The sequence below is a fragment of the Tumidithrix helvetica PCC 7403 genome, from assembly GCF_965232925.1.
Lineage (GTDB): Bacteria > Cyanobacteriota > Cyanobacteriia > Pseudanabaenales > Pseudanabaenaceae > Tumidithrix > Tumidithrix helvetica.
The window spans coordinates 45,206-63,047 of sequence record NZ_CBDDRA010000003.1; the positions used below are offsets into that span (position 1 = coordinate 45,206).

Sequence of the window (17,842 nt, forward strand, 5' to 3'; positions counted from 1 at the left end):
TACATCAAAGACTTGCCAGCACAGCAAAACATTTCTTTGCGAATGCTTCGCGCCCTGACAGGAGGTTTACTAGCTCGCCATGGCTTCTCTAAGCAATGGCTCCAATTCACCCTGCTTGTGCATTTCCATCACAATGTCGCAGCCCCCAACAAATTCACCATTGACATATACCTGAGGAATCGTTGGCCAATTAGAAAACTCTTTGATGCCTTGACGAATTTCAGGATCTTGCAAAATGTCATAGGTCTCAAACGGATAGCCCAGCGCCGAAAAAACCTGGATCGTAGCTGCCGAAAATCCACATTGAGGCATGGAGGGCGTACCCTTCATGTAGATCATGATTTTGTTATTGTTAATCTGACCTTCAATTTTGGTTTGAATGATTGGATTCATAGTTTAAAGTGCGATCGCTTACAAATTGTTACTAATAGCTATCTTACTTAACTTTTTGCTTCACGATTTTGTATTTCTTTAGGGGATGTGGTCACCTGTCCATATATTGGTAGGTGTAGTTGCCTTTTGAAGAATAGCCTCTTCGATCAGTTCTACAACATTGCGCCATGTCACATCATCCCGTTTTAAGATCAGCTTGAGCTTTTCTAGGGATTCGTCCTGCTCTAAATTAAACTTTTCAAAGGGCAAGGGAGACAAAACCCGCGCGGGTGCCTGTGCTATCTTGACAAAAGCTTGCTTGACAATACTCATCACTTCGTTGGTCATTTCAGTTTTAACTTGCTGGCGCAACTGCTTTAGTCCTCGACTGCTAGTGGCATACATGGGCGGCAGTCGATTGAGCGCATAGGCGAGTACCTCATCTAAGTTGATTTGAGCCTGCAACTCAGGGGAAAGTCTCTCCATCCGCCGTTCGGCGATCGCTGTCACTAAATTTTCAAGAATATTGCTATAACGATAGGCTGTGCCGCTCATATAAGACTCAAAATCTTGATCTTCACTGGTTGCCATGGGAGTCCGAACAAAGGCGGTCTCACGAGTTGTCTTACGTTTGAGGTATGACTTAGCACTTACAGCATTCCTGCGATCTAGACTGAGATAGCTACTCCCAAGCGATCCTTGGTAACGCACATCCATCAGGGCTTCATTCACAGCACCTGGTACGTCTTTCCACTTGAGATCGGTTCTTTTGAGCAGTTGCTGTAACCGTACAAGGGTACGCGTTTGGCTAGTAAGTTCGTGATTGGGTAAAGGATCTAGCTGGCGTAATGTATCTCGCTGCACCCCCAACAGACCGTTCCGTACAACTGCACTGATTTGATTGGCAAGTTCGCTACTAGCCCTTTGACGTTGTTGCGTCCACCCTCTCTGGGTTGTGGCATACATGGGGGGTAAACGATTTAGTGCATAGGCAATTACTTCACTTAGGTCAACTCGTTCCCTAGCTTGAGCACCTAAACGTTGTACTTGTGTTTCTGCTTCGGCTATGACTAGCTCTTCGATCGCATTTCTACAATTTCCCATTTCAATTTTCCACTTTTATAATCTCTCCACGCAGGGAGACTCTTTTTATGATTTATTAACCTTTAGATTGAATTTATTAAAGCCAGACTTCATTATCGCCTAAACCTACTTAATCATCGCTTAGTCAATTCTTAATTCTGTGTAACGGTATACAGCGCTACTTATTCAGAATTTGACGGTACGGTCACGCTAGACAAGCCAGCGATCGCACGTAGGTTTTGACAACGCAGCAACTCTGTAAATTCAGGGATATAACGGCCTTCTAGCTTAGCAGCAGCAGGGATCGCTTCTAGCAAAGCTCTAGCAGCCAACTCTTCGGTATAGCCTCGTCGCTGAGCTGCTCGAATTGCTTCAAGGTCAGCATCGATTTGAATTTGCGATCCTTGATTTTTTCGCCAGACCTGATTGACTGCCACAGTCCCTAATAACAAAGCGATCGCGATACCAGTAACATCTCCTTGTACGAGTTCTACAACGCCTCCTCCCACAGACAATAATGCTAATGATTGATAGACGCCCGTTTTGAGCCATTTACTCTCTTGTCGCCATCCCACCTCGCGCAGCAATAGTAAATCTCGATTTGCTTCACTTAATTGCGACCATAGCCGAAAATTAATGCTGACTTGCACCACGCTTGCCCAAGGCAAGATGGGGTTGCTAACCATTACAGGCTGTTGATCGGATTTAGATTTGATCGTCGTCTTCATGCGCCATGATGCTGGCAGTAAGTCCTGTAATCGCAAGATTTCTTGAGAAGAATTCATCGGTGGCTCTAATTTTGCGGTTAGTTTTATATTTGAATTATCCGATCGCTTGGGTGACTCTATAACCGACTTTAGATTGAGTGAAGTATATTTCAAGATTTTTAAGGTTTGAGGATAAGAGATTTTCTGAAAAGCCGATCGCTAATTGTGACGAATTAACAAAAAATAACAAAAATATCCAAGATCACCCCTCTAAAGATTGCTTTTTCTAAAGAAATTATTCAATATTTAAAGATTCACGATCGAATAAGTCAGAATTCTGTATATGATTCCCATCACCTTGACTCTATGAAATTTTTCAATCCCCAGCCCCAAGTTGAACTAGATACCCGCAGTAAGATTTTACTGTCAGCCCAAAGGCTGTTTGCTCGGCAGGGTTATGATGGGACGACCACAAAAGAATTAGCCATAGATGCTGGAATCGCTGAAGGTACATTATTCCGCTATTTTGCCAATAAGAAAGCAATCCTGATTGAAGTGGCTACTCAAGGATGGGTACAAATCCTCACAGATTTACTCACCGAGTTAAGCGAGATGGGCAGCTATAAGGCGATCGCGCAGATGATGCGTCGTCGCATGGGTAATATGCAAGAAAATCTCGACATGATGAAAGTGTGCTTTATGGAAGCGCAGTTTCACCCAGAATTGCGCGATCAGATCCAGTCAGAGGTAATTGGTAAGATGACGGATATTGCAGAAGTGTACTTTGAGGAAGCGATCGGCAAGGGGATTTATCGATCGAGCCTCAATCCGAAGGTCATTGCCAGAGTATTTGTGGGAATGTTTGCTGTGGCTGGGTTTAGTAATGAAACCATGACAACAGGTGGTTCGCCTTTTGAGTTACAGCAAATGGCAGAGGGCGTTGCCGATATTTTCCTGAATGGCGTGTTAGTGAATAAAAGCTAATCATCAGATCGTAGGGGCAATTCATGAATTGCCCCTACGATCTGGTTAATTCCTCTAGCCCGGAGACTGTTTGGGAAATTCGCCAGCTTCGACTGCAATGGTGATCGTCTGGTTGGTACGTTTGACCTCAACTTGAATGCGATCGCCTACTGCCTTACCTTCTACGATCTGCTGTACCTTATCAGCTGAAAGTACTTCTTCGCCGTTGACTTTGGTAATCACATCTCCAGTTTTCAAACCTGCCCTAGCCGCAGGGGAGTCAGGTACAACCTTGGCAATTAATACGCCCTTTTCTTCCGTAACCTTAAAAGGCGTATTCTCGCTTTCATTGATTTGTTTTTTAGTGCTGGAATCGAGGGTCACCATCTGAATGCCAAGGTAAGCGCGCGTGACTTTACCATTGTCAATCAGTTGCTTAGAAATACGTTGGGCAGTTTCAATCGGGATGGCAAAACCCAGTCCCTGCGCCCCTTGAATGATTGCCGTATTTACACCGATGACTTCGCCCTGTTGATTGAGTAGAGGCCCACCTGAGTTACCAGGATTAATGGCAGCATCGGTTTGAATAAAGTTAACGCGCTTGTCAACGCCAATTTGACCACTACTACGCCCCAAGGCGCTAATGATGCCAGCGGTGACGGTGTTATCAAGTCCCAGAGGGTTGCCGATCGCGATCGCCCATTCACCGGGCTGAAGGTTTTGCGAACTACCCAAGCTGACAACGGGCAAATTATCGGCACTTACCTTAACGACAGCTACATCCGTAAGCGGGTCGGCACCTAAAACTTTGCCTTCTAGCTGTCTACCATCTTTGAGAATTACGGTTACCTTGTCTGCACCATCCACAACGTGAGCATTGGTAATGATGTCGCCATTTTTATTGATAATAAATCCTGAGCCAGTGCCGCGTTCTATCCGTTCTTTAGGGGCGCGTCTGATCTCATCGCCAAAGAACTGACGAAAAAACGGATCGTTCAGCATATCTGGCAAAGGCTCAGAGGCAACCGTGCGGGAGGCATTGATCCTAACGACCGCAGGTCCCGTACGATTGACGGCTTGAGCAATAAAGTTGTAGTTGACATCTGGCAAGGGAATCGCTACAACCTTTGTAGTACTGCTATCTGTTGCCATTGCAGGTGAGATCGATGCGATTTGAGGCAGCGTTGAGACGCTAGCACTGGGTAGGTTGGTCTTTGCAACAACTGCCAATGCACCTAGTACAGCGCCAATAACCAGGAGCGCAAGGTAAAGAAGTGGCTGTTTATAGCGCGATTTTTTGTTCGAGTCTCTCATAGCCATTACTCATCTCGATAGTAATCTTCATTCTACAGAAAAAATTTGGTGGAAACGTCTATAGAAGGAATTACGGAAAACCATAATTCATACCATTGTTAAAAAACGTTCTTTGAAAGCCCGCACGGAGCGTGGATCTCAAATTCTAAATCGTGCAGATGCCTTTGAATTCGGCATCAAAATCTAGAAATAACATCTATTCGGGTTAAGGATTTCGGAACAAAGCAAGCCGACTGGCTGGAACCAAGAGGTTTGATCCCCTACCCTATCGGGCATCCCCCTTGAAAAAGGGGACAAGTAAATTCTCCCCCCTTTTTCAAGGGGGGCTGGGGGGGGATCCTTGGGATGTATAGCGTTTCAGGTTTTCTTATCCCGAACTGACATTATCTACCTTTGCCTTTGCAGTGAAAATATTACCCTGCGAGCCGAAATTATTTATCAGGCTGCTTGTCCATCATGGACTTGGGAATTGGCACAATTGGCTTTTCCATTGCTAAGATTAAGGGTTCCTCTTGCGAGGGTTTAACTTGGCTGCTCACAGGAACAAACTGCGGCGGTGAGTTGAGAGTAAATACAGAGCCCACAACGCCAATCACTGCTGCCGCTGCAAGACCGATACCGCCCCAAGCCCATTTGCTGCGCTGCGATCGCTGTTCGATCTTTGCCATGACCCGATCGATCGTTAGCTCCGTATTGGCTTTTGCGGCACTAGGCGAAACGTTGCGATCGAATGTAGGAAGGGGCAAATCGATCAACATCTGGCGCAGGCGCAGTTGTTGTTGGTGCAAGCGACGGAAATTGGCATCTGTCGCTAACCACTCTTCGACCAAAAGCTTTTCTTCTCGGCTAACTTCGTTATCCAGATAGGCGCTTAGAAGCTCAAACCGTTCTTGAGGGGTGGGTACTCGACTTGTCATGTTTAGATTAGAACTCATTTCAAAAACACCTTCCTTACAAACTAGATAGATAGGGTTGCAGTTGTGATTGCAGCCTCGATCTTGCTCTAGCAATTCGCGACTTTACTGTACCTAGAGAGACACCTGTAATTTCTGCGATTTCCTCGTAAGAAAGTCCTTCAATTTCTCTTAGCACAATTGTTTCTCGAAATCCACTAGGCAAATCTTTAATTGCGGTGCGGAGATGCTCGTAAAACTCTTGGGTTGACAAATTCTCAACTGGACCTGGGTCATTACTGGGCAGATCCCAATCCATTTCGCCGCCATCTCCCGTCATACGGGGCGCATCGAGAGAAATCATTCCCCCACCACGTTTGCGCTTGCGCAGTTCGTCATAAAACAGGTTTGTGGTAATGCGGCTCAACCAACCTCGAAACTTTTCGGGCTCTTGCAATCGTTTAATATTGCGGTAGACCCTGATCCAAACCTCTTGTGCTAAGTCAGCCCGATCTTGCCAGTCTGGGGCTAATTTATATAAAACTTGATCGACATGAGATTGATGACGTCGCATCAACTCAGCAAATGCCGATTTACTTGGCTGCGCACCTTGCGTACAGAGGCATACCAAATCTAAGTTAGAGAGCTTATCATCTGACACAGGGATAGAGGGAGATTGAACCTCAATTGCAGTTGACCAAGATAGGCTATAGCTCATCGACTGGCTCCAAAGTTGACATGTGATTTAAACGGCTGGGAAACTTGTGGTTTCCGCTTAGGTTTAAATTACTAGACCCAACATCGAATGAGCTTGTTCCCGACTAAGAGCGATAATAGCAGTTAGTGTTGCTTATTTTGTTTATTACCTATGCAGCGATCGCAGTGGATAGCTATCTTGACAGGAGTCGTGGCGGTTGGGTTGGGTGTGGGTTACCTTGTTTTGGTACAGTTACTAGACTGGCGGGGCGAAATGCTCCCTGCCCCAGTTGATTTGTCGGCGATCAGCAAATATCTATGGATTTAATCTCAAAGGCGAAAGCAATTCCGCAGCAGGCTCTGCAATCGCTGCAATTTGCCCAAGAATGGCAGCAGGGCAGCAAACTGATTGGGATAAAGTCCCTCGGTGCGCTTTTACTATTGCTCGTGGTGACGCTGCCCTATTTAGAAAATTATCTGACTGGGCTGATTGCTGTCCTGTGTGGTGTGTTTTGGCTGACGATCTGGATTGGAGATCGCCACGACGGTCAAGATCCGCAGGTTCCGCCTTGGACGGCAATTCATTCACCGTTAATTGTGTATTGGGTTATTGCCGCGATCGCGACGGCGATCTCACCGGTGCGCGTTGCTGCCCTGGATGGATTGATCAAGCTCACTACCTATTTCTTGATCTTTGTTTCGTTCAGTCGCTTGATGCGTCTTAGCCCTACTTCAGAAACCAGTGTCGATAACGAGAATTCTGGAGAGGATTTAGCCCCTTTACCGACAAATAAAACAACAAATAATCAGATGGGTTGGCGATCGATGTTTGTTGCAGCCTATTTAGCCACAACCTTAGTAGTCTGCGCCTATGGCATTCAACAGTGGTATTTAGGTGCAGAGGAACTAGCCACTTGGACTGACCCCACGTCAGAATTAGCGGGAACTACTAGAATTTATAGTTTTATCGGCAATCCCAACTTACTAGCTGGCTACCTAATGCCGTCCTTACCCTTGGGTGTGGTGGCAGCATTGCACTGGCGCAGTTGGGCAACCAAAATTTTTGCGGCATTAGTCGCGATCGCTGGCGTATTCTGCATCGTCCAAACCCAGAGCCGTGGGGCATTGGTCGGTATTGCAGTAGAAAGTCTCGTGCTCGTTCTACTTCTCGTCTATTGGTGGGGTCGAAGACTTCCGATTTGGGCGTTGCCCAGCTTTTTTGGGGGAACTATCGGCATCATGGTGCTAAGCGTACTTTTATTTCCGAAATTGCGATCGCGGGTTGAAAGTATCTTCTCTGGTGGTGGAGACAGCAGTAACAGTTTTCGGCTCAATGTTTGGCCAGCCGTATTTAAGATGATCAAGGCACGTCCAATTTTCGGCATTGGGCCTGGGAACAAAGCCTTTAACCAAGTCTATCCTGTCTATCAAAGTTCTGGTTTCAGTGCCCTTGGTACCTACTCCGTTCCCTTAGAAATTACCGTAGAAACTGGTTTCGTTGGGGCAGCTTGCTATCTTTGGCTTGTTGCCATGGTAATTCGGGTCGGTTGGCAAAATCTGAACCGCGTGCGATCGCTGCGAGTCTCCGAAGGCCTTTGGATCGTCGCGGCACTGAGCATAATTGCGGGCATGATCGTCCATGGTCTCGTCGATACGGTTTGGTATCGCCCTCAAGTGCAAATTTTGTGGTGGTTGGAGATCGCACTGATTGCCAGTTTCTGCCTCAATCCCATTTCCAATTCTGAAGTTAATGCTTCGGTGAATTTAGAATCCAGTTCCGAATTACCAGAAACGCAAACATAACCAAAATACAATGCAGGATAAGCTGCTTAAGCTTCTAGAGGATGTGGCGCAGGGAAATTTGGAACCACAAAAAGCCCTAGAAAATTTAAAATATTTAGACTTTGAACCCGTCGGAGACTTTGCCAAAATCGATCGTCACCGCACCCTGCGGACGGGCTTTCCTGAAGTTATTTTTGGCATTGGCAAGACACCCGAACAAATTCTCCAAATCATGCAGGTTATGAGCCAGCATGGTTCTATCGTAATGGCGACCAAAATCGAAGCTTCGGTATTTTCCCAATTGCAACCAACTTTGCGGCAGTTGCGATATTTCCCAGAGGCAAAAATCTGTTGTTTGGGCGATTCGATGCCAATGCGATCGGGCACAATTACGATCCTCACCGCAGGTACTGCCGACTTGCCGATCGCCGAAGAAGCTGCTATTACTGCGGAGCTTTGCGGATTTACAGTCAAACGCCTTTGGGATGTGGGGGTAGCGGGAATTCATCGATTGCTCAGTCATCGAGAACTGCTGACCCAAGCCGAGGTTCTAATCGTTGTTGCTGGGATGGAAGGTGCGATCGCTTCGGTAGTAGCAGGTTTAGTCAGTTGTCCTGTAATTGCCGTACCGACGAGCATTGGCTATGGCGCAAGTTTTAATGGGTTAGCTCCGCTCTTAACCATGCTAAATTCCTGTGCCATAGGCATCGGTGTGATGAATATCGACAATGGTTTTGGGGCAGCGATGCTGGCAGGGAAAATCCTCAACCTTGCCTATGGGGACAAGAATCTGGCTTAGGCTCTGCTCCAGTCCCCGTTAAAAATCTCCTAGATCGATCGAAATCTGAATGTTAATCTTGAAAGAAGCGAAGAAGTTATAAAGAAGGCAATGGCTGAAATTATTGATGGTAAGGCACTTGCCAAAAAAATGCAGGCGGCAATGGCAGAGCAGATTGTCGAGTTGCAAGTTAAATTTGGACGATCGCCGGGGTTAGCCGTGTTGATGGTGGGAGACAACCCCGCCAGTGCTGCCTATGTGCGCGGTAAAGAAACTGCCTGTAAAAGAGTGGGCATTACTTCCTTTGGCAAACATTTTCCTGCCGATGCCAGTCAAGCTGAGCTAGAGAGTGCGATCGACGAACTCAACCAAGACGATCGCGTTGATGGAATTTTGGTACAACTGCCTCTGCCCGAGCATCTCGATGCGATCGCCTTAATTAATCGCATTCACCCCGACAAAGATGCCGATGGTTTGCATCCCTATAATATGGGTCGGTTAATGCGGGGCGAAGAGGGTTTACAAAGCTGCACGCCCGCAGGCGTAATGAAATTATTAGAAGCTGCAAATGTGGCGATCGCGGGTAAAACCGCTGTGGTGATCGGACGCAGCATTCTTGTAGGCAAACCCGTAGCGATCATGCTGTTGCAGGCAAATGCCACCGTGATTATGGCGCATTCTCGCACGGACGATCTCGCCGCCATTACGCAAAAAGCAGATATTTTGGTAGCTGCCGTAGGCAAACCCGAATTTATTTCAGCAAATATGGTGAAATCTGGCGCAGTGGTAATTGATGTTGGGATCAACCGCATTACTGACTATGAGGGCAATTCTCGCCTTGTGGGGGATGTAGATTTTGAGGGCGTGCAGGCGATCGCCTCGCAAATTACACCCGTACCTGGGGGCGTCGGTCCGATGACTGTGACCATGTTGTTGCATAATACGATCTGGAGTTACTGCCGCAAATATGGCATCACATACAGCTAGTTTAGACACGCAAACGTTTAATTTAGAGACGTACCTACGCGATCGCAAACGCGAAGTAGAAGCAGCCCTTGACGCTTCGATCGCCGTGACATACCCTGAAAAAATTTATGAGGCAATGCGTTATTCCCTGATGGCAGGGGGTAAGCGGCTACGTCCAATTTTATGCTTGGCAGCCTGCGAACTCTTGGGTGGCGATCCCAGTACGGCAATGCCTACAGCCTGTGCGATGGAAATGGTGCACACCATGTCTCTGATCCATGACGATCTACCTGCCATGGACAACGATGATTATCGTCGCGGCAAGCTGACCAATCACAAGGTTTATGGCGAAGATATTGCGATTTTGGCAGGGGATGCCCTCTTAGCTTACGCCTTTGAGTTTATTGCCGAACAAACGACAAACGTACCTGCTAACCGTGTTTTAAAAGTAGTGAGCCATCTCGGTCATGCCGTGGCAGCAACGGGTCTGGTGGGTGGACAGGTTGTAGATCTAGAGTGCGAAGGCAAACCCGATGTTACCGAGACAACCTTAACCTACATTCACCTGCACAAAACCGCCGCTTTACTAGAATCCTGCGTTGCCTGCGGGGCGATTTTGGCGGGGGCATCAGAACAAGATTTGGCGCATTTGTCTACATACGCCCAAAATATTGGCTTGGCATTTCAAATCATTGATGACATCCTAGATATTACCTCTACGCCCGAATTGCTCGGTAAAACCGTAGGGAAGGATGTGGCTGCTCAAAAGGTAACCTACCCCAGTCTGTGGGGGATTTCAACGTCTCAACTCAAAGCGCAACAATTGGTAGATCTAGCTAAGTCTCAGCTCAGTGGCTATGGCAAAGCGGCTTTACCTTTGATCGCGATCGCTGACTATATTACTGCTCGTAATCACTAAGTCCTAGTTACTCTATCTAGTTAATGAATTATGCTGCATCCCGTTGGCGAGATCCTCGATAACAATGTCCTGCTGATTGCCCTCAGTGCCAGCATTTCCGCGCAACTCCTTAAACTGCTGATCGATCTGTTTCATTCCAAGCAGCTTAGGGTGCATTTGCTGTTTGAGACGGGTGGTATGCCTAGCTCTCACTCTGCCCTTGTCTCTGCCCTAGCTACTGGAATTGGTCGAACCCAAGGTTGGGATACGCCGCAGTTTGCGATCGCCACGGTATTTGCCTTTATTGTCATGTATGACGCCGCAGGCATTCGGTTGGCAGCAGGCAAACAAGCCAAAGTTCTCAATCAAATTATTGTGGAAGTATTTGAAGAAGAACGTGCGACAGAATTTGACCCCCTGAAAGAATTGCTCGGACATACGCCAATGCAAGTGCTCATGGGGGCAATTTTAGGGGTTCTATTGATGTGGTGTTTGCTTTAATTGCCAAACTTGTTGATTCTTTGGTTACTGCGCTAAGCCATTTCTGGAACGCCATCCCGTTCCCAGACAACCGATTTTTCAATTGTGCCAAACTCTGCAAATGCCTTGGCAGCTTTGAGGGTAGTTGTTAAATCAACACACCATTTTGCGGGATAGATACCTTCCTGTCCTCCCACTACAAGGGTTTCAGTACGATCCGATTTTGATGGATTAACAAGATAATTAAAATTCTCGTTATCAAATGTTAGATACACAAGATATTTATTCGTCCCCCCACCAATAGCCATATGCGTTTCGCCATCAGCTTCTAGGGTTACTAATGTTCGGCGATCGCCATCTAGTTTTCTGATCGCTGCTTCTATGTCGCCCCAGCCACTTGGCACTTCTAGCGATCCGTAGTTTTTATTGTTTTGCCAATCTTCAATTGAAAATTTGGAAATAAACATATCAACCTCATTTCAGCGTAATAATCTGGCGACCGCTAGGGCTAACGATCTCTATTGTGTCTAGTTTAAGTTGTCTAGCCATTCCCTTTACGCCCCCGTTTTGTCCGCAAGCTCGACAAAGGTCTCGATCGACAGTTAAACGCGCTTGACCTCCCCTAAACCCTGCGTCGAAAGCTTGTTGGAAAGCATCTGCCTCGGCGTGAGTACGACTAATTGGATTCACTGTAAGTGTAATCAGTCTACGGCTAGGACTACTACTGGAATTGACTCCAAAAAATACAGTGCCGTCAATTTCTAGTTTAGCAATAGTTGCATAATCTCCATCGCTACCAGCAGGAGGAAGCCCAAGTTGTTGTCTATACTCTGCTAATTCCTGAAAATCGTTCAACCTTTTATCTTCTCCATAGCCCCCTACCAAAGATTCAGATTATAAGGTCATCAGTAGATTTCTTATTCGTCCAAAACTAACCTTTGGCGATCGCTTGGATCGGTGGCATTTGCTCTAAATATTCAGGTTTTTCATGCTCGACCACAAACACGTTGGAATAAAGATGAGCAATGATCTCCTGCCCTCCTTGGGTAAGAGACAAATAATAGAGCGCATCTTTAACGAAGGGATAAACGCTCGTCCAGTAAAACTTGGGATAATTGCGGCGCAGATCGCCAGGGTGAGAGTAGCCCAGTGCCTTATTCACGCCTGTTTCTTCAAATTCGTAATATAACGCCCCAATTTTTTTGAGATAGCGGGGATCGCTAAGCTGTCCGATCAAATCAGCCGATCGCACAATGCCAGGAAAGCCCGTTGTATCTTGGTGATCGCCAGTTTTAGGTACAGGAAAACGCGTAAGTTCGATATTGCGGCAGATTCTCTCGGCATCAATTAAAGAATGACCACCAAAACGCTCGCTAATAAATAGTTTGGCGCGATCGACATGATAGGGTGTCAAACCCGCATCCGAAGCCCCGGGGGGAAGCTCGACTAGGCGACCGTCAATTCCTGTAGCGTACTTACTATTGGTATCTTGGCGACAAACGCCTTTAACATAACCAATGTCGTGGCAAACGAGGGAAATTGTGTAATGCAACCAGTCTTCAGGCGATACTCCCCCTTCGCGAATATGCTTGCCGCGTAAAATTTCTTGCCCGACTAAAGTGACGAGAATTGTATGCTCGACATTATGGTAAAGAGCATCGCTATTGGCAATGTTTTCCAAGGCCATATTGCCTGCCCAGCCAATGATGTCTTCGTAGTCATGCTTATAGCCACCGTAGGTGCGGCGATAGCTCTTTTTTAGTTGCTCGACAAAGGTCGCGATCAGAAGTTCGGTAGCGTTAAACATACACCCTCAACTGGCTTTGGCGACTGGTTCCAATCGCCGATACAAATTACTTTTCTCTGGATAATGGCTAGCGACTCCTTTCAGGATACGTCCTGCCGCGTCAAAGTTGTAACACAAAAGTACTTAACCTAAAACCCACTTTGTGTCGAAAACATGCAGCTAAAAACTAAGTATCTTATAGACTAATGGTTGGGCAGTAGATTTTGCAATACTATAGCCTAATGCCGACAAAACCCATTCAGGTTTACTAAGAAATTCGGAATTTACAAGCAAGGCTGGTCATTTTTACGCCAGCATGAAAACTATCAAGACCCACACTAAACTCTACTTAATATATGTCAGCTTACCCAACTGCTCCAGACCTTGAACCCACAGACTATATTGTTTTAGGGTTAGCCAATTGCTTTGTAAAAGAGGAGGGCGAAGTTCATCAGGTTAAAGTTGCAGAGCCAATCCCTTCTGCTGCCCTCGAAGCAATCCTCAAGCAGATTCCGACCTCTTATGAACTCGCCTATGCCACAGAGCTTGGTAAGGTGCTAGACGATAACGGCAATGCTCAGATCCCTTCGGATGTGTTTGTGGGAAATGTCCAGATTTGTGATGAATTTTTAAACCGCGCGATCGCGGCTGCCCGAACTTACAAAGTTCGTCCTGAGGCACAAAAGCATATTCTCTTGGGACAAACCCATACAGACCTTAATCTCTCTTTAGAGAAAAAGCGCGTTCTCAACTCCGATCGCGTAGTCAAGGAAGAAGATAACGTCAAACAACATTCTCACACCCATAAAGTTCTTTAGGATGGATGACGGCAAACTCGATCGCTTAATCAAAGATGGCTGGAAAGTTGGCTGGAAAGTTGGCACAGTAGCAGACTTTCTGGAATTATCGTCAGAAGAGGAAATCTTTATTGAGTTGAAGTTGCTCTTGAGCGATCGCTTAAAACAAGTACGAGAAAGTCAAAATCCAACCCAAAAGGCAGTCGCAAAGCGTATTGATTCTAGTCAGTCGCGAGTGGCAAAAATGGAAGCAGGCGATCCATCCGTATCGATGGATTTGCTTGTCCGATCGCTGCTTGCCTTGGGTGCTACACCAAAAGATATTGCTGATGCGATCGCACTTGTTACGTAAATTCTGACTGTAGTGGCTGTCTTATAGCCTCACATCTAAAGTTGAAAAGAGATATACAAATTTGAGTATGAGATCTCTATTTCCATCGTATTAGGATAGATTCTCTTCAGATACTAAGCCTTGTCTAGACTTTTGGTGCGATCTGTGATGAGTTTCTCTAATACTGGCTTGAATAAACCGATAACAAACTCTTTGGTTGCTTCATAATTTCCATTATCATAATAAACTGCTGCAATTAAAGCTTCAAATGTTTCTGCTAATGCCAATGGTTGATCATAAATATAAATTTTTTCCTCTCCTTTCGTATAACGCATATCATATGCAATTCCCATATTTTCAATCATGTTTGCCAGATTTTCACACTTCTCTAAATTTGCTTTTTCTTCAGTGATAGCTTTGCAGCTGTCATAGCCATTTTCAATCAGCATTTCAACCAAAATAGATTTTAATATGGCATCACCAAGAGTTCGGTAGATTTCTTGATCTTCGCATCTCTGCCCTTTTTGCTTCTGCTCTAATGCAAAAGCCTTACGAGTCATCGCTCGAACTAAAAGATCTTTTTTCTTAAATGTGTGACCAAGTTGCTTTTCTACAAATGCAATATTTTCTGGTTTCATTTTTAAATTTACAATTTCAACATAGTCTGAATTTTAATCTTAATAACTCTTACCCTGCAGAGCAGAATCAGATATCTGGAAAGACATTGCCTATCACTTTTGCTTGAACCCGTTGGGACAAAGCTTAACAAACTCTTGGGTCAGAGAGAGGTCATCCGTAAATGATTTCTGTAATTTTTGGGCTGACTCCTTATTTGGAGGATTCCCTACAATTTCAGCAGCACTCTTTGCGCTATCAATAAATCTTGTCTGAATTGCTTTTAGCTTTGGCTCGGTTATGTTAGCTTGCTGAAATTTATTTGCCTTGTCCTTGTAAAAATTAACAGCAGACTCTTTATTGGTAAAAGGTGGTGGATTAGTAAAAACAATCGCACCAATCAGGGTACATTGAGATTCCAACGAAGGGGAGCAACCAACAATTAAAGTTAATGAGACGCTTATTATTGCAACGTACTTTTTCATTTAATTTAACTCGCTAAGGACAGCCATGTTCATTATGGCATTTTCACGAAATTTTTAAGTATTTAAATAACTTAACTCGAAATCTATAGATGATCGAATGACGGTTTCAGCGAACCCCTAAATCTGGGAAGAGGTTTATATGATAATCCCAATGTAGATTGGTGTTGTTTAATTCTCATTTCTTGGGATATTAAAAAAGTAATAAAAGAAAAGACTTGTATATGTCTACTTCAACCGATCTTGAATGGATGCATCGCTGCTTGGAATTAGCGCAACGAGCTAGAGGCTACACGTCTCCCAATCCGATGGTGGGGTGTGTGATTGTCAAAGATGGCGAAGTATTAGGGGAGGGATGGCATCCTGCGGCGGGACAGCCCCATGCGGAGGTGTTTGCACTCAGAGCAGTACAGGCAAACTATCCCGATAATCCCGACCTTACAAAGGGAGCAACTTTATATGTCAATTTAGAGCCTTGCAATCACCACGGACGCACGCCTCCCTGTTCAGAAGCAATTATCCAAGCAGGAATCGGGGAAGTCTTTGTCGGTATGGTCGATCCCGATCCGCGCGTGTCTGGAGGGGGCTGCGATCGCTTGCGGGCTGCGGGCATCAAAGTCACCGTCGGCATAGCCGAAGCAGAATGTCAGGCATTGAATGAAGCATTTTGCCATCGCGTTTTGCATCAAGTCCCATTTGGCATTCTCAAATATGCCATGACCCTGGATGGCAAGATTGCCACCACTTCAGGGCATAGCTACTGGATTACGGGCGAACCTGCTCGGCGAGTGGTGCATAGGCTTAGGGCTGACTGCGATGCGGTGATTACGGGTGGGAATACAGTACGACTTGATAATCCTCACTTAACGACGCACGGTCTCAGCGATCGCGCTCCCCTGCGAGTCGTACTGTCTCGTAGTTTGGATCTTCCCAATGTAGCGAATCTTTGGCAAGTCGATGCCGTACATCAAACCCTTGTGGTTACATTGCCCAACCAAAATCCCCAACTTCAAACCAGCCTGCGCGATCGCGGCGTAGAGGTTTTAGAAATCCCCAACCTGTCAGTTCAATTGGTGATGACCGAACTCGCTCAGCGTGGGTGTAATTCCGTTTTATGGGAATGTGGGGGGGTATTGGCGGCTCAAGCGATCGCCGCAGGCGCAGTCCAAAAAATCTATGCTTTTATCGCCCCCAAGCTAATCGGTGGTGAGAATGCTCCCAGCCCTATTGCCGATCTAGGGTTTGACCAGATGACGCAAGCGCGATCGTTGCATCGAACAAATATGCAGCAAATTGGAAACGACTGGCTGATTACAGGCTATTTGAATTAGCCACTAAATTTACTGTAAAGGAATCTCCTCCGCTGGTTTGGGTGGTTGCTTTTTGGGCTCTTTAGCAGGTTCCTTAATGTTTAGCGAACAAGCCCTTGGAGCTTCTTGGCTGAGTTTAGCGGTTGGGCCGAAGGTAGCATTTTTATATAAGCGATCGAACTCCCGTTGGTAATGGGCAGCAACCAAAGTATTTTGAATCACCAAAAGCGTTTCATCATTTGTGTAATTCGCAGCATTAGACCAGTTATGGGAACCTGTAATCACCATATTTTGATCGACCACAGCAAATTTGTGATGCAGTAAATCGCCTGTAGCTAAAGTTGGCACACCCACAGTGTTAATTGGTTTTGCCCAAGCATGACCTTCTTCGTTTTTGCAATCTAGCGTAGAGACAAAACCCCACATATCAAGGGTTGAAGAATATTCACGATAGGCAAACTGCGGATCGACCAAAACTCTTATTTGGACGCCTCTTTGCTCTCTGATTTCTAAAACATCAGCTATTTTTGGCGCAGAAAAGACAAACAGAGCCATATCTGCTGATTTTGTTGCTCCTGCCAGACTTGTGCTAATTAATCCATTACTGGTTTGTTCTAAAGGTGTATCTTGCTTGTCTGGAGAAAACTTGACCCGCACCTGGGCATCATCAACTAATACATAGGCAATGCGACGATGCGGTTTTTTGACACCAAATAAACTATCAGTCTTACCTCCAGGTCCATCGCCCCACATGAGGTTAAACTCTTCGGTAAAGAGGTTGGCAATTTCTTGACTCTCGATTTTAACGAGATTGTTGGCATTTCCTAGGGTTCCGACCGTGGCAAAATCACCATGCATATCGCTTAAAGTAAAATTCGCAGAGCCAAATAAAACGAGTTTGCGATCGACGATCGCAAACTTATGGTGCATGAGTCCGCGCCCCTTCGTGCCATCGGCGGTGTCATCAATCCATTCCAAATTTGCTTTTTTAATGATGCGAATAGCATCGCTTTGGTCTAGCTCGGCATCGCTGAGTTTGCCGTCTCCATCGCGATCGGCAAATTTAACAAAGTCGAGATATTTTTCGCTCTCTCGGCTATTAAACTTAGCCAGTTCTTCGGGGCTATATTCGCTCCAGCCTCGACTGTACCTGTTTTCTAAAATGAGGCGTACCTTTACACCAGCCGCCTTGCGATCGCTCAATGCTTTGGCAATATTTGGTAGCCGCAGCTCTTGAACTGCTACATCAACACTAACTTTGGCTTGGTTAATCTGCTCCACCAAAATCTTCTCTAGGTCATCCCCCGCACGCTTGATCCGACGATATGGGTCAGTATAGGAATTGGCTTGATTATAGTTAAAATATGCCTGAATGCGTGGATGCTGCGGTAAGGCATTAAGTCCGCTCTGGCAAGCAGTGACAGATAGAACAACGATCGCCAAAGTGCCTATGCAGAGGGCAAAGTAAACTAGCTGGCGACTCAGGCGATAATAAGACTGAAATACGATCGAAAAATCCATCTAAGCAATACTTCAGACTGCATTTTCAGTTTATTCTCTCACGGGAATGCGCGATCGCTTACAACCTT

The 17,842-nt window shown here is 45.8% G+C and carries 22 protein-coding genes; 10 read left to right on the forward strand and 12 right to left on the reverse strand.

Translation table 11 applies throughout. The features are described from left to right. Nucleotides 1-69: 69 nt before the first annotated feature. From grxD to ACP2WE_RS03810, 3 genes are all read right to left on the reverse strand, one after another. Nucleotides 70-393 (reverse strand): Grx4 family monothiol glutaredoxin, encoded by a 324-nt coding sequence (gene grxD / locus ACP2WE_RS03800; protein WP_425214270.1) that lies wholly within the window; start codon nt 391-393, stop codon nt 70-72. A gap of 78 nt (nt 394-471) precedes the next feature. Beyond that, nucleotides 472-1,476 (reverse strand): late competence development ComFB family protein, encoded by a 1,005-nt coding sequence (locus ACP2WE_RS03805; protein WP_425214271.1) that lies wholly within the window; start codon nt 1,474-1,476, stop codon nt 472-474. 161 nt (nt 1,477-1,637) lie between these two features. Continuing rightward, nucleotides 1,638-2,336, reverse strand: coding sequence for a DUF3318 domain-containing protein (locus ACP2WE_RS03810; protein ID WP_425214272.1), 699 nt, complete (start codon nt 2,334-2,336; stop codon nt 1,638-1,640). 192 nt (nt 2,337-2,528) lie between these two features. On the opposite strand from ACP2WE_RS03810, the gene ACP2WE_RS03815 reads away from it, so the two are divergent. Continuing rightward, complete coding sequence (locus tag ACP2WE_RS03815) at nt 2,529-3,146, forward strand: TetR/AcrR family transcriptional regulator (RefSeq protein ID WP_425214273.1); 618 nt, start codon at nt 2,529-2,531, stop codon at nt 3,144-3,146. Between the two features lie 54 nt (nt 3,147-3,200). Here ACP2WE_RS03815 and ACP2WE_RS03820 read toward each other — a convergent pair whose 3' ends face one another. The 3 genes from ACP2WE_RS03820 to ACP2WE_RS03830 all read right to left on the reverse strand — a co-directional run bounded on the left by ACP2WE_RS03820 (nt 3,201) and on the right by ACP2WE_RS03830 (nt 6,050). Further along, a complete protein-coding gene (locus tag ACP2WE_RS03820) occupies nt 3,201-4,439 on the reverse strand; it encodes an HhoA/HhoB/HtrA family serine endopeptidase (RefSeq protein ID WP_425214274.1) in 1,239 nt (412 codons plus the stop codon). A 431-nt stretch (nt 4,440-4,870) separates the two neighbouring features. Next, nucleotides 4,871-5,356, reverse strand: a complete 486-nt coding sequence (locus ACP2WE_RS03825) for an anti-sigma factor family protein (RefSeq protein ID WP_425214275.1) — start codon at nt 5,354-5,356, stop codon at nt 4,871-4,873. 34 nt (nt 5,357-5,390) lie between these two features. Then, nucleotides 5,391-6,050 (reverse strand): sigma-70 family RNA polymerase sigma factor, encoded by a 660-nt coding sequence (locus ACP2WE_RS03830; protein ID WP_425214276.1) that lies wholly within the window; start codon nt 6,048-6,050, stop codon nt 5,391-5,393. A gap of 150 nt (nt 6,051-6,200) precedes the next feature. Here ACP2WE_RS03830 and ACP2WE_RS03835 point away from each other — a divergent pair, with 150 nt between their 5' ends. The 6 genes from ACP2WE_RS03835 to ACP2WE_RS03860 all read left to right on the forward strand — a co-directional run bounded on the left by ACP2WE_RS03835 (nt 6,201) and on the right by ACP2WE_RS03860 (nt 10,953). After that, nucleotides 6,201-6,356: a hypothetical protein gene (locus tag ACP2WE_RS03835; RefSeq protein WP_425214277.1), complete on the forward strand. Its 156-nt coding sequence runs from the start codon at nt 6,201-6,203 to the stop codon at nt 6,354-6,356. Further along, entirely contained in the window at nt 6,347-7,831 is a 1,485-nt protein-coding gene (locus ACP2WE_RS03840) for an IctB family putative bicarbonate transporter (RefSeq protein ID WP_425214278.1), read from the forward strand. Before ACP2WE_RS03835 ends, ACP2WE_RS03840 begins: the two co-directional genes overlap by 10 nt. 10 nt (nt 7,832-7,841) lie before the next feature. Then, nucleotides 7,842-8,609, forward strand: a complete 768-nt coding sequence (larB, locus tag ACP2WE_RS03845; protein WP_425214279.1) for a nickel pincer cofactor biosynthesis protein LarB — start codon at nt 7,842-7,844, stop codon at nt 8,607-8,609. A gap of 90 nt (nt 8,610-8,699) precedes the next feature. Beyond that, a complete protein-coding gene (gene folD / locus ACP2WE_RS03850) occupies nt 8,700-9,575 on the forward strand; it encodes a bifunctional methylenetetrahydrofolate dehydrogenase/methenyltetrahydrofolate cyclohydrolase FolD (protein WP_425214280.1) in 876 nt (291 codons plus the stop codon). After that, the gene (gene crtE / locus ACP2WE_RS03855; RefSeq protein ID WP_425214281.1) at nt 9,556-10,473 is read left to right on the forward strand and encodes a geranylgeranyl diphosphate synthase CrtE; all 918 of its coding nucleotides are present in this window, start codon (nt 9,556-9,558) and stop codon (nt 10,471-10,473) included. Before folD ends, crtE begins: the two co-directional genes overlap by 20 nt. A 33-nt stretch (nt 10,474-10,506) precedes the next feature. Further along, the gene (locus tag ACP2WE_RS03860; RefSeq protein ID WP_425214465.1) at nt 10,507-10,953 is read left to right on the forward strand and encodes a divergent PAP2 family protein; all 447 of its coding nucleotides are present in this window, start codon (nt 10,507-10,509) and stop codon (nt 10,951-10,953) included. Between the two features lie 32 nt (nt 10,954-10,985). Here the strand turns inward: ACP2WE_RS03860 and ACP2WE_RS03865 are convergent, their stop codons facing one another. From ACP2WE_RS03865 to ACP2WE_RS03875, 3 genes are all read right to left on the reverse strand, one after another. Then, on the reverse strand, nt 10,986-11,399 hold the full coding sequence (locus ACP2WE_RS03865; protein WP_425214282.1) for an Imm1 family immunity protein: 414 nt from the start codon (nt 11,397-11,399) through the stop codon (nt 10,986-10,988). Between the two features lie 7 nt (nt 11,400-11,406). After that, a complete protein-coding gene (locus ACP2WE_RS03870) occupies nt 11,407-11,787 on the reverse strand; it encodes a deaminase (protein WP_425214283.1) in 381 nt (126 codons plus the stop codon). A 76-nt stretch (nt 11,788-11,863) separates the two neighbouring features. After that, complete coding sequence (locus tag ACP2WE_RS03875) at nt 11,864-12,739, reverse strand: Npun_R2479 family HD domain-containing metalloprotein (RefSeq protein ID WP_425214284.1); 876 nt, start codon at nt 12,737-12,739, stop codon at nt 11,864-11,866. Nucleotides 12,740-13,074: 335 nt separating this feature from the next. On the opposite strand from ACP2WE_RS03875, the gene ACP2WE_RS03880 reads away from it, so the two are divergent. Both ACP2WE_RS03880 and ACP2WE_RS03885 read left to right on the forward strand, forming a co-directional pair. Next, the gene (locus ACP2WE_RS03880) at nt 13,075-13,536 is read left to right on the forward strand and encodes a hypothetical protein (protein ID WP_425214285.1); all 462 of its coding nucleotides are present in this window, start codon (nt 13,075-13,077) and stop codon (nt 13,534-13,536) included. A gap of 1 nt (nt 13,537) precedes the next feature. Then, a complete protein-coding gene (locus ACP2WE_RS03885) occupies nt 13,538-13,867 on the forward strand; it encodes a helix-turn-helix domain-containing protein (RefSeq protein WP_425214286.1) in 330 nt (109 codons plus the stop codon). Between the two features lie 113 nt (nt 13,868-13,980). Here the strand turns inward: ACP2WE_RS03885 and ACP2WE_RS03890 are convergent, their stop codons facing one another. Then, a complete protein-coding gene (locus ACP2WE_RS03890; protein WP_425214287.1) occupies nt 13,981-14,484 on the reverse strand; it encodes a ribonuclease III domain-containing protein in 504 nt (167 codons plus the stop codon). A 93-nt stretch (nt 14,485-14,577) separates the two neighbouring features. Next, nucleotides 14,578-14,946, reverse strand: coding sequence for a hypothetical protein (locus ACP2WE_RS03895; protein WP_425214288.1), 369 nt, complete (start codon nt 14,944-14,946; stop codon nt 14,578-14,580). Nucleotides 14,947-15,167: 221 nt separating this feature from the next. Between ACP2WE_RS03895 and ribD the strand changes: the two genes are divergently transcribed. Then, nucleotides 15,168-16,274: a bifunctional diaminohydroxyphosphoribosylaminopyrimidine deaminase/5-amino-6-(5-phosphoribosylamino)uracil reductase RibD gene (ribD, locus tag ACP2WE_RS03900; protein ID WP_425214289.1), complete on the forward strand. Its 1,107-nt coding sequence runs from the start codon at nt 15,168-15,170 to the stop codon at nt 16,272-16,274. A gap of 9 nt (nt 16,275-16,283) precedes the next feature. Here the strand turns inward: ribD and ACP2WE_RS03905 are convergent, their stop codons facing one another. Further along, nucleotides 16,284-17,774, reverse strand: a complete 1,491-nt coding sequence (locus ACP2WE_RS03905; RefSeq protein WP_425214290.1) for a phospholipase D-like domain-containing protein — start codon at nt 17,772-17,774, stop codon at nt 16,284-16,286. Nucleotides 17,775-17,842 lie beyond the last annotated feature (68 nt).

What these genes read in the sequence shown, in the direction of transcription:
- grxD (WP_425214270.1), bottom strand. Translation starts at nt 393, where the DNA reads ATGAATCCAATCATTCAAACCAAAATTGAAGGTCAGATTAACAATAAC.
- ACP2WE_RS03805 (WP_425214271.1), bottom strand. Translation starts at nt 1,476, where the DNA reads ATGGGAAATTGTAGAAATGCGATCGAAGAGCTAGTCATAGCCGAAGCA.
- ACP2WE_RS03815 (WP_425214273.1), top strand. Translation starts at nt 2,529, where the DNA reads ATGAAATTTTTCAATCCCCAGCCCCAAGTTGAACTAGATACCCGCAGT.
- ACP2WE_RS03820 (WP_425214274.1), bottom strand. Translation starts at nt 4,439, where the DNA reads ATGAGAGACTCGAACAAAAAATCGCGCTATAAACAGCCACTTCTTTAC.
- ACP2WE_RS03825 (WP_425214275.1), bottom strand. Translation starts at nt 5,356, where the DNA reads ATGACAAGTCGAGTACCCACCCCTCAAGAACGGTTTGAGCTTCTAAGC.
- ACP2WE_RS03830 (WP_425214276.1), bottom strand. Translation starts at nt 6,050, where the DNA reads ATGAGCTATAGCCTATCTTGGTCAACTGCAATTGAGGTTCAATCTCCC.
- ACP2WE_RS03835 (WP_425214277.1), top strand. Translation starts at nt 6,201, where the DNA reads ATGCAGCGATCGCAGTGGATAGCTATCTTGACAGGAGTCGTGGCGGTT.
- ACP2WE_RS03840 (WP_425214278.1), top strand. Translation starts at nt 6,347, where the DNA reads ATGGATTTAATCTCAAAGGCGAAAGCAATTCCGCAGCAGGCTCTGCAA.
- larB (WP_425214279.1), top strand. Translation starts at nt 7,842, where the DNA reads ATGCAGGATAAGCTGCTTAAGCTTCTAGAGGATGTGGCGCAGGGAAAT.
- folD (WP_425214280.1), top strand. Translation starts at nt 8,700, where the DNA reads ATGGCTGAAATTATTGATGGTAAGGCACTTGCCAAAAAAATGCAGGCG.
- crtE (WP_425214281.1), top strand. Translation starts at nt 9,556, where the DNA reads ATGGCATCACATACAGCTAGTTTAGACACGCAAACGTTTAATTTAGAG.
- ACP2WE_RS03865 (WP_425214282.1), bottom strand. Translation starts at nt 11,399, where the DNA reads ATGTTTATTTCCAAATTTTCAATTGAAGATTGGCAAAACAATAAAAAC.
- ACP2WE_RS03875 (WP_425214284.1), bottom strand. Translation starts at nt 12,739, where the DNA reads ATGTTTAACGCTACCGAACTTCTGATCGCGACCTTTGTCGAGCAACTA.
- ACP2WE_RS03880 (WP_425214285.1), top strand. Translation starts at nt 13,075, where the DNA reads ATGTCAGCTTACCCAACTGCTCCAGACCTTGAACCCACAGACTATATT.
- ACP2WE_RS03885 (WP_425214286.1), top strand. Translation starts at nt 13,538, where the DNA reads ATGGATGACGGCAAACTCGATCGCTTAATCAAAGATGGCTGGAAAGTT.
- ACP2WE_RS03890 (WP_425214287.1), bottom strand. Translation starts at nt 14,484, where the DNA reads ATGAAACCAGAAAATATTGCATTTGTAGAAAAGCAACTTGGTCACACA.
- ACP2WE_RS03895 (WP_425214288.1), bottom strand. Translation starts at nt 14,946, where the DNA reads ATGAAAAAGTACGTTGCAATAATAAGCGTCTCATTAACTTTAATTGTT.
- ribD (WP_425214289.1), top strand. Translation starts at nt 15,168, where the DNA reads ATGTCTACTTCAACCGATCTTGAATGGATGCATCGCTGCTTGGAATTA.
- ACP2WE_RS03905 (WP_425214290.1), bottom strand. Translation starts at nt 17,774, where the DNA reads ATGGATTTTTCGATCGTATTTCAGTCTTATTATCGCCTGAGTCGCCAG.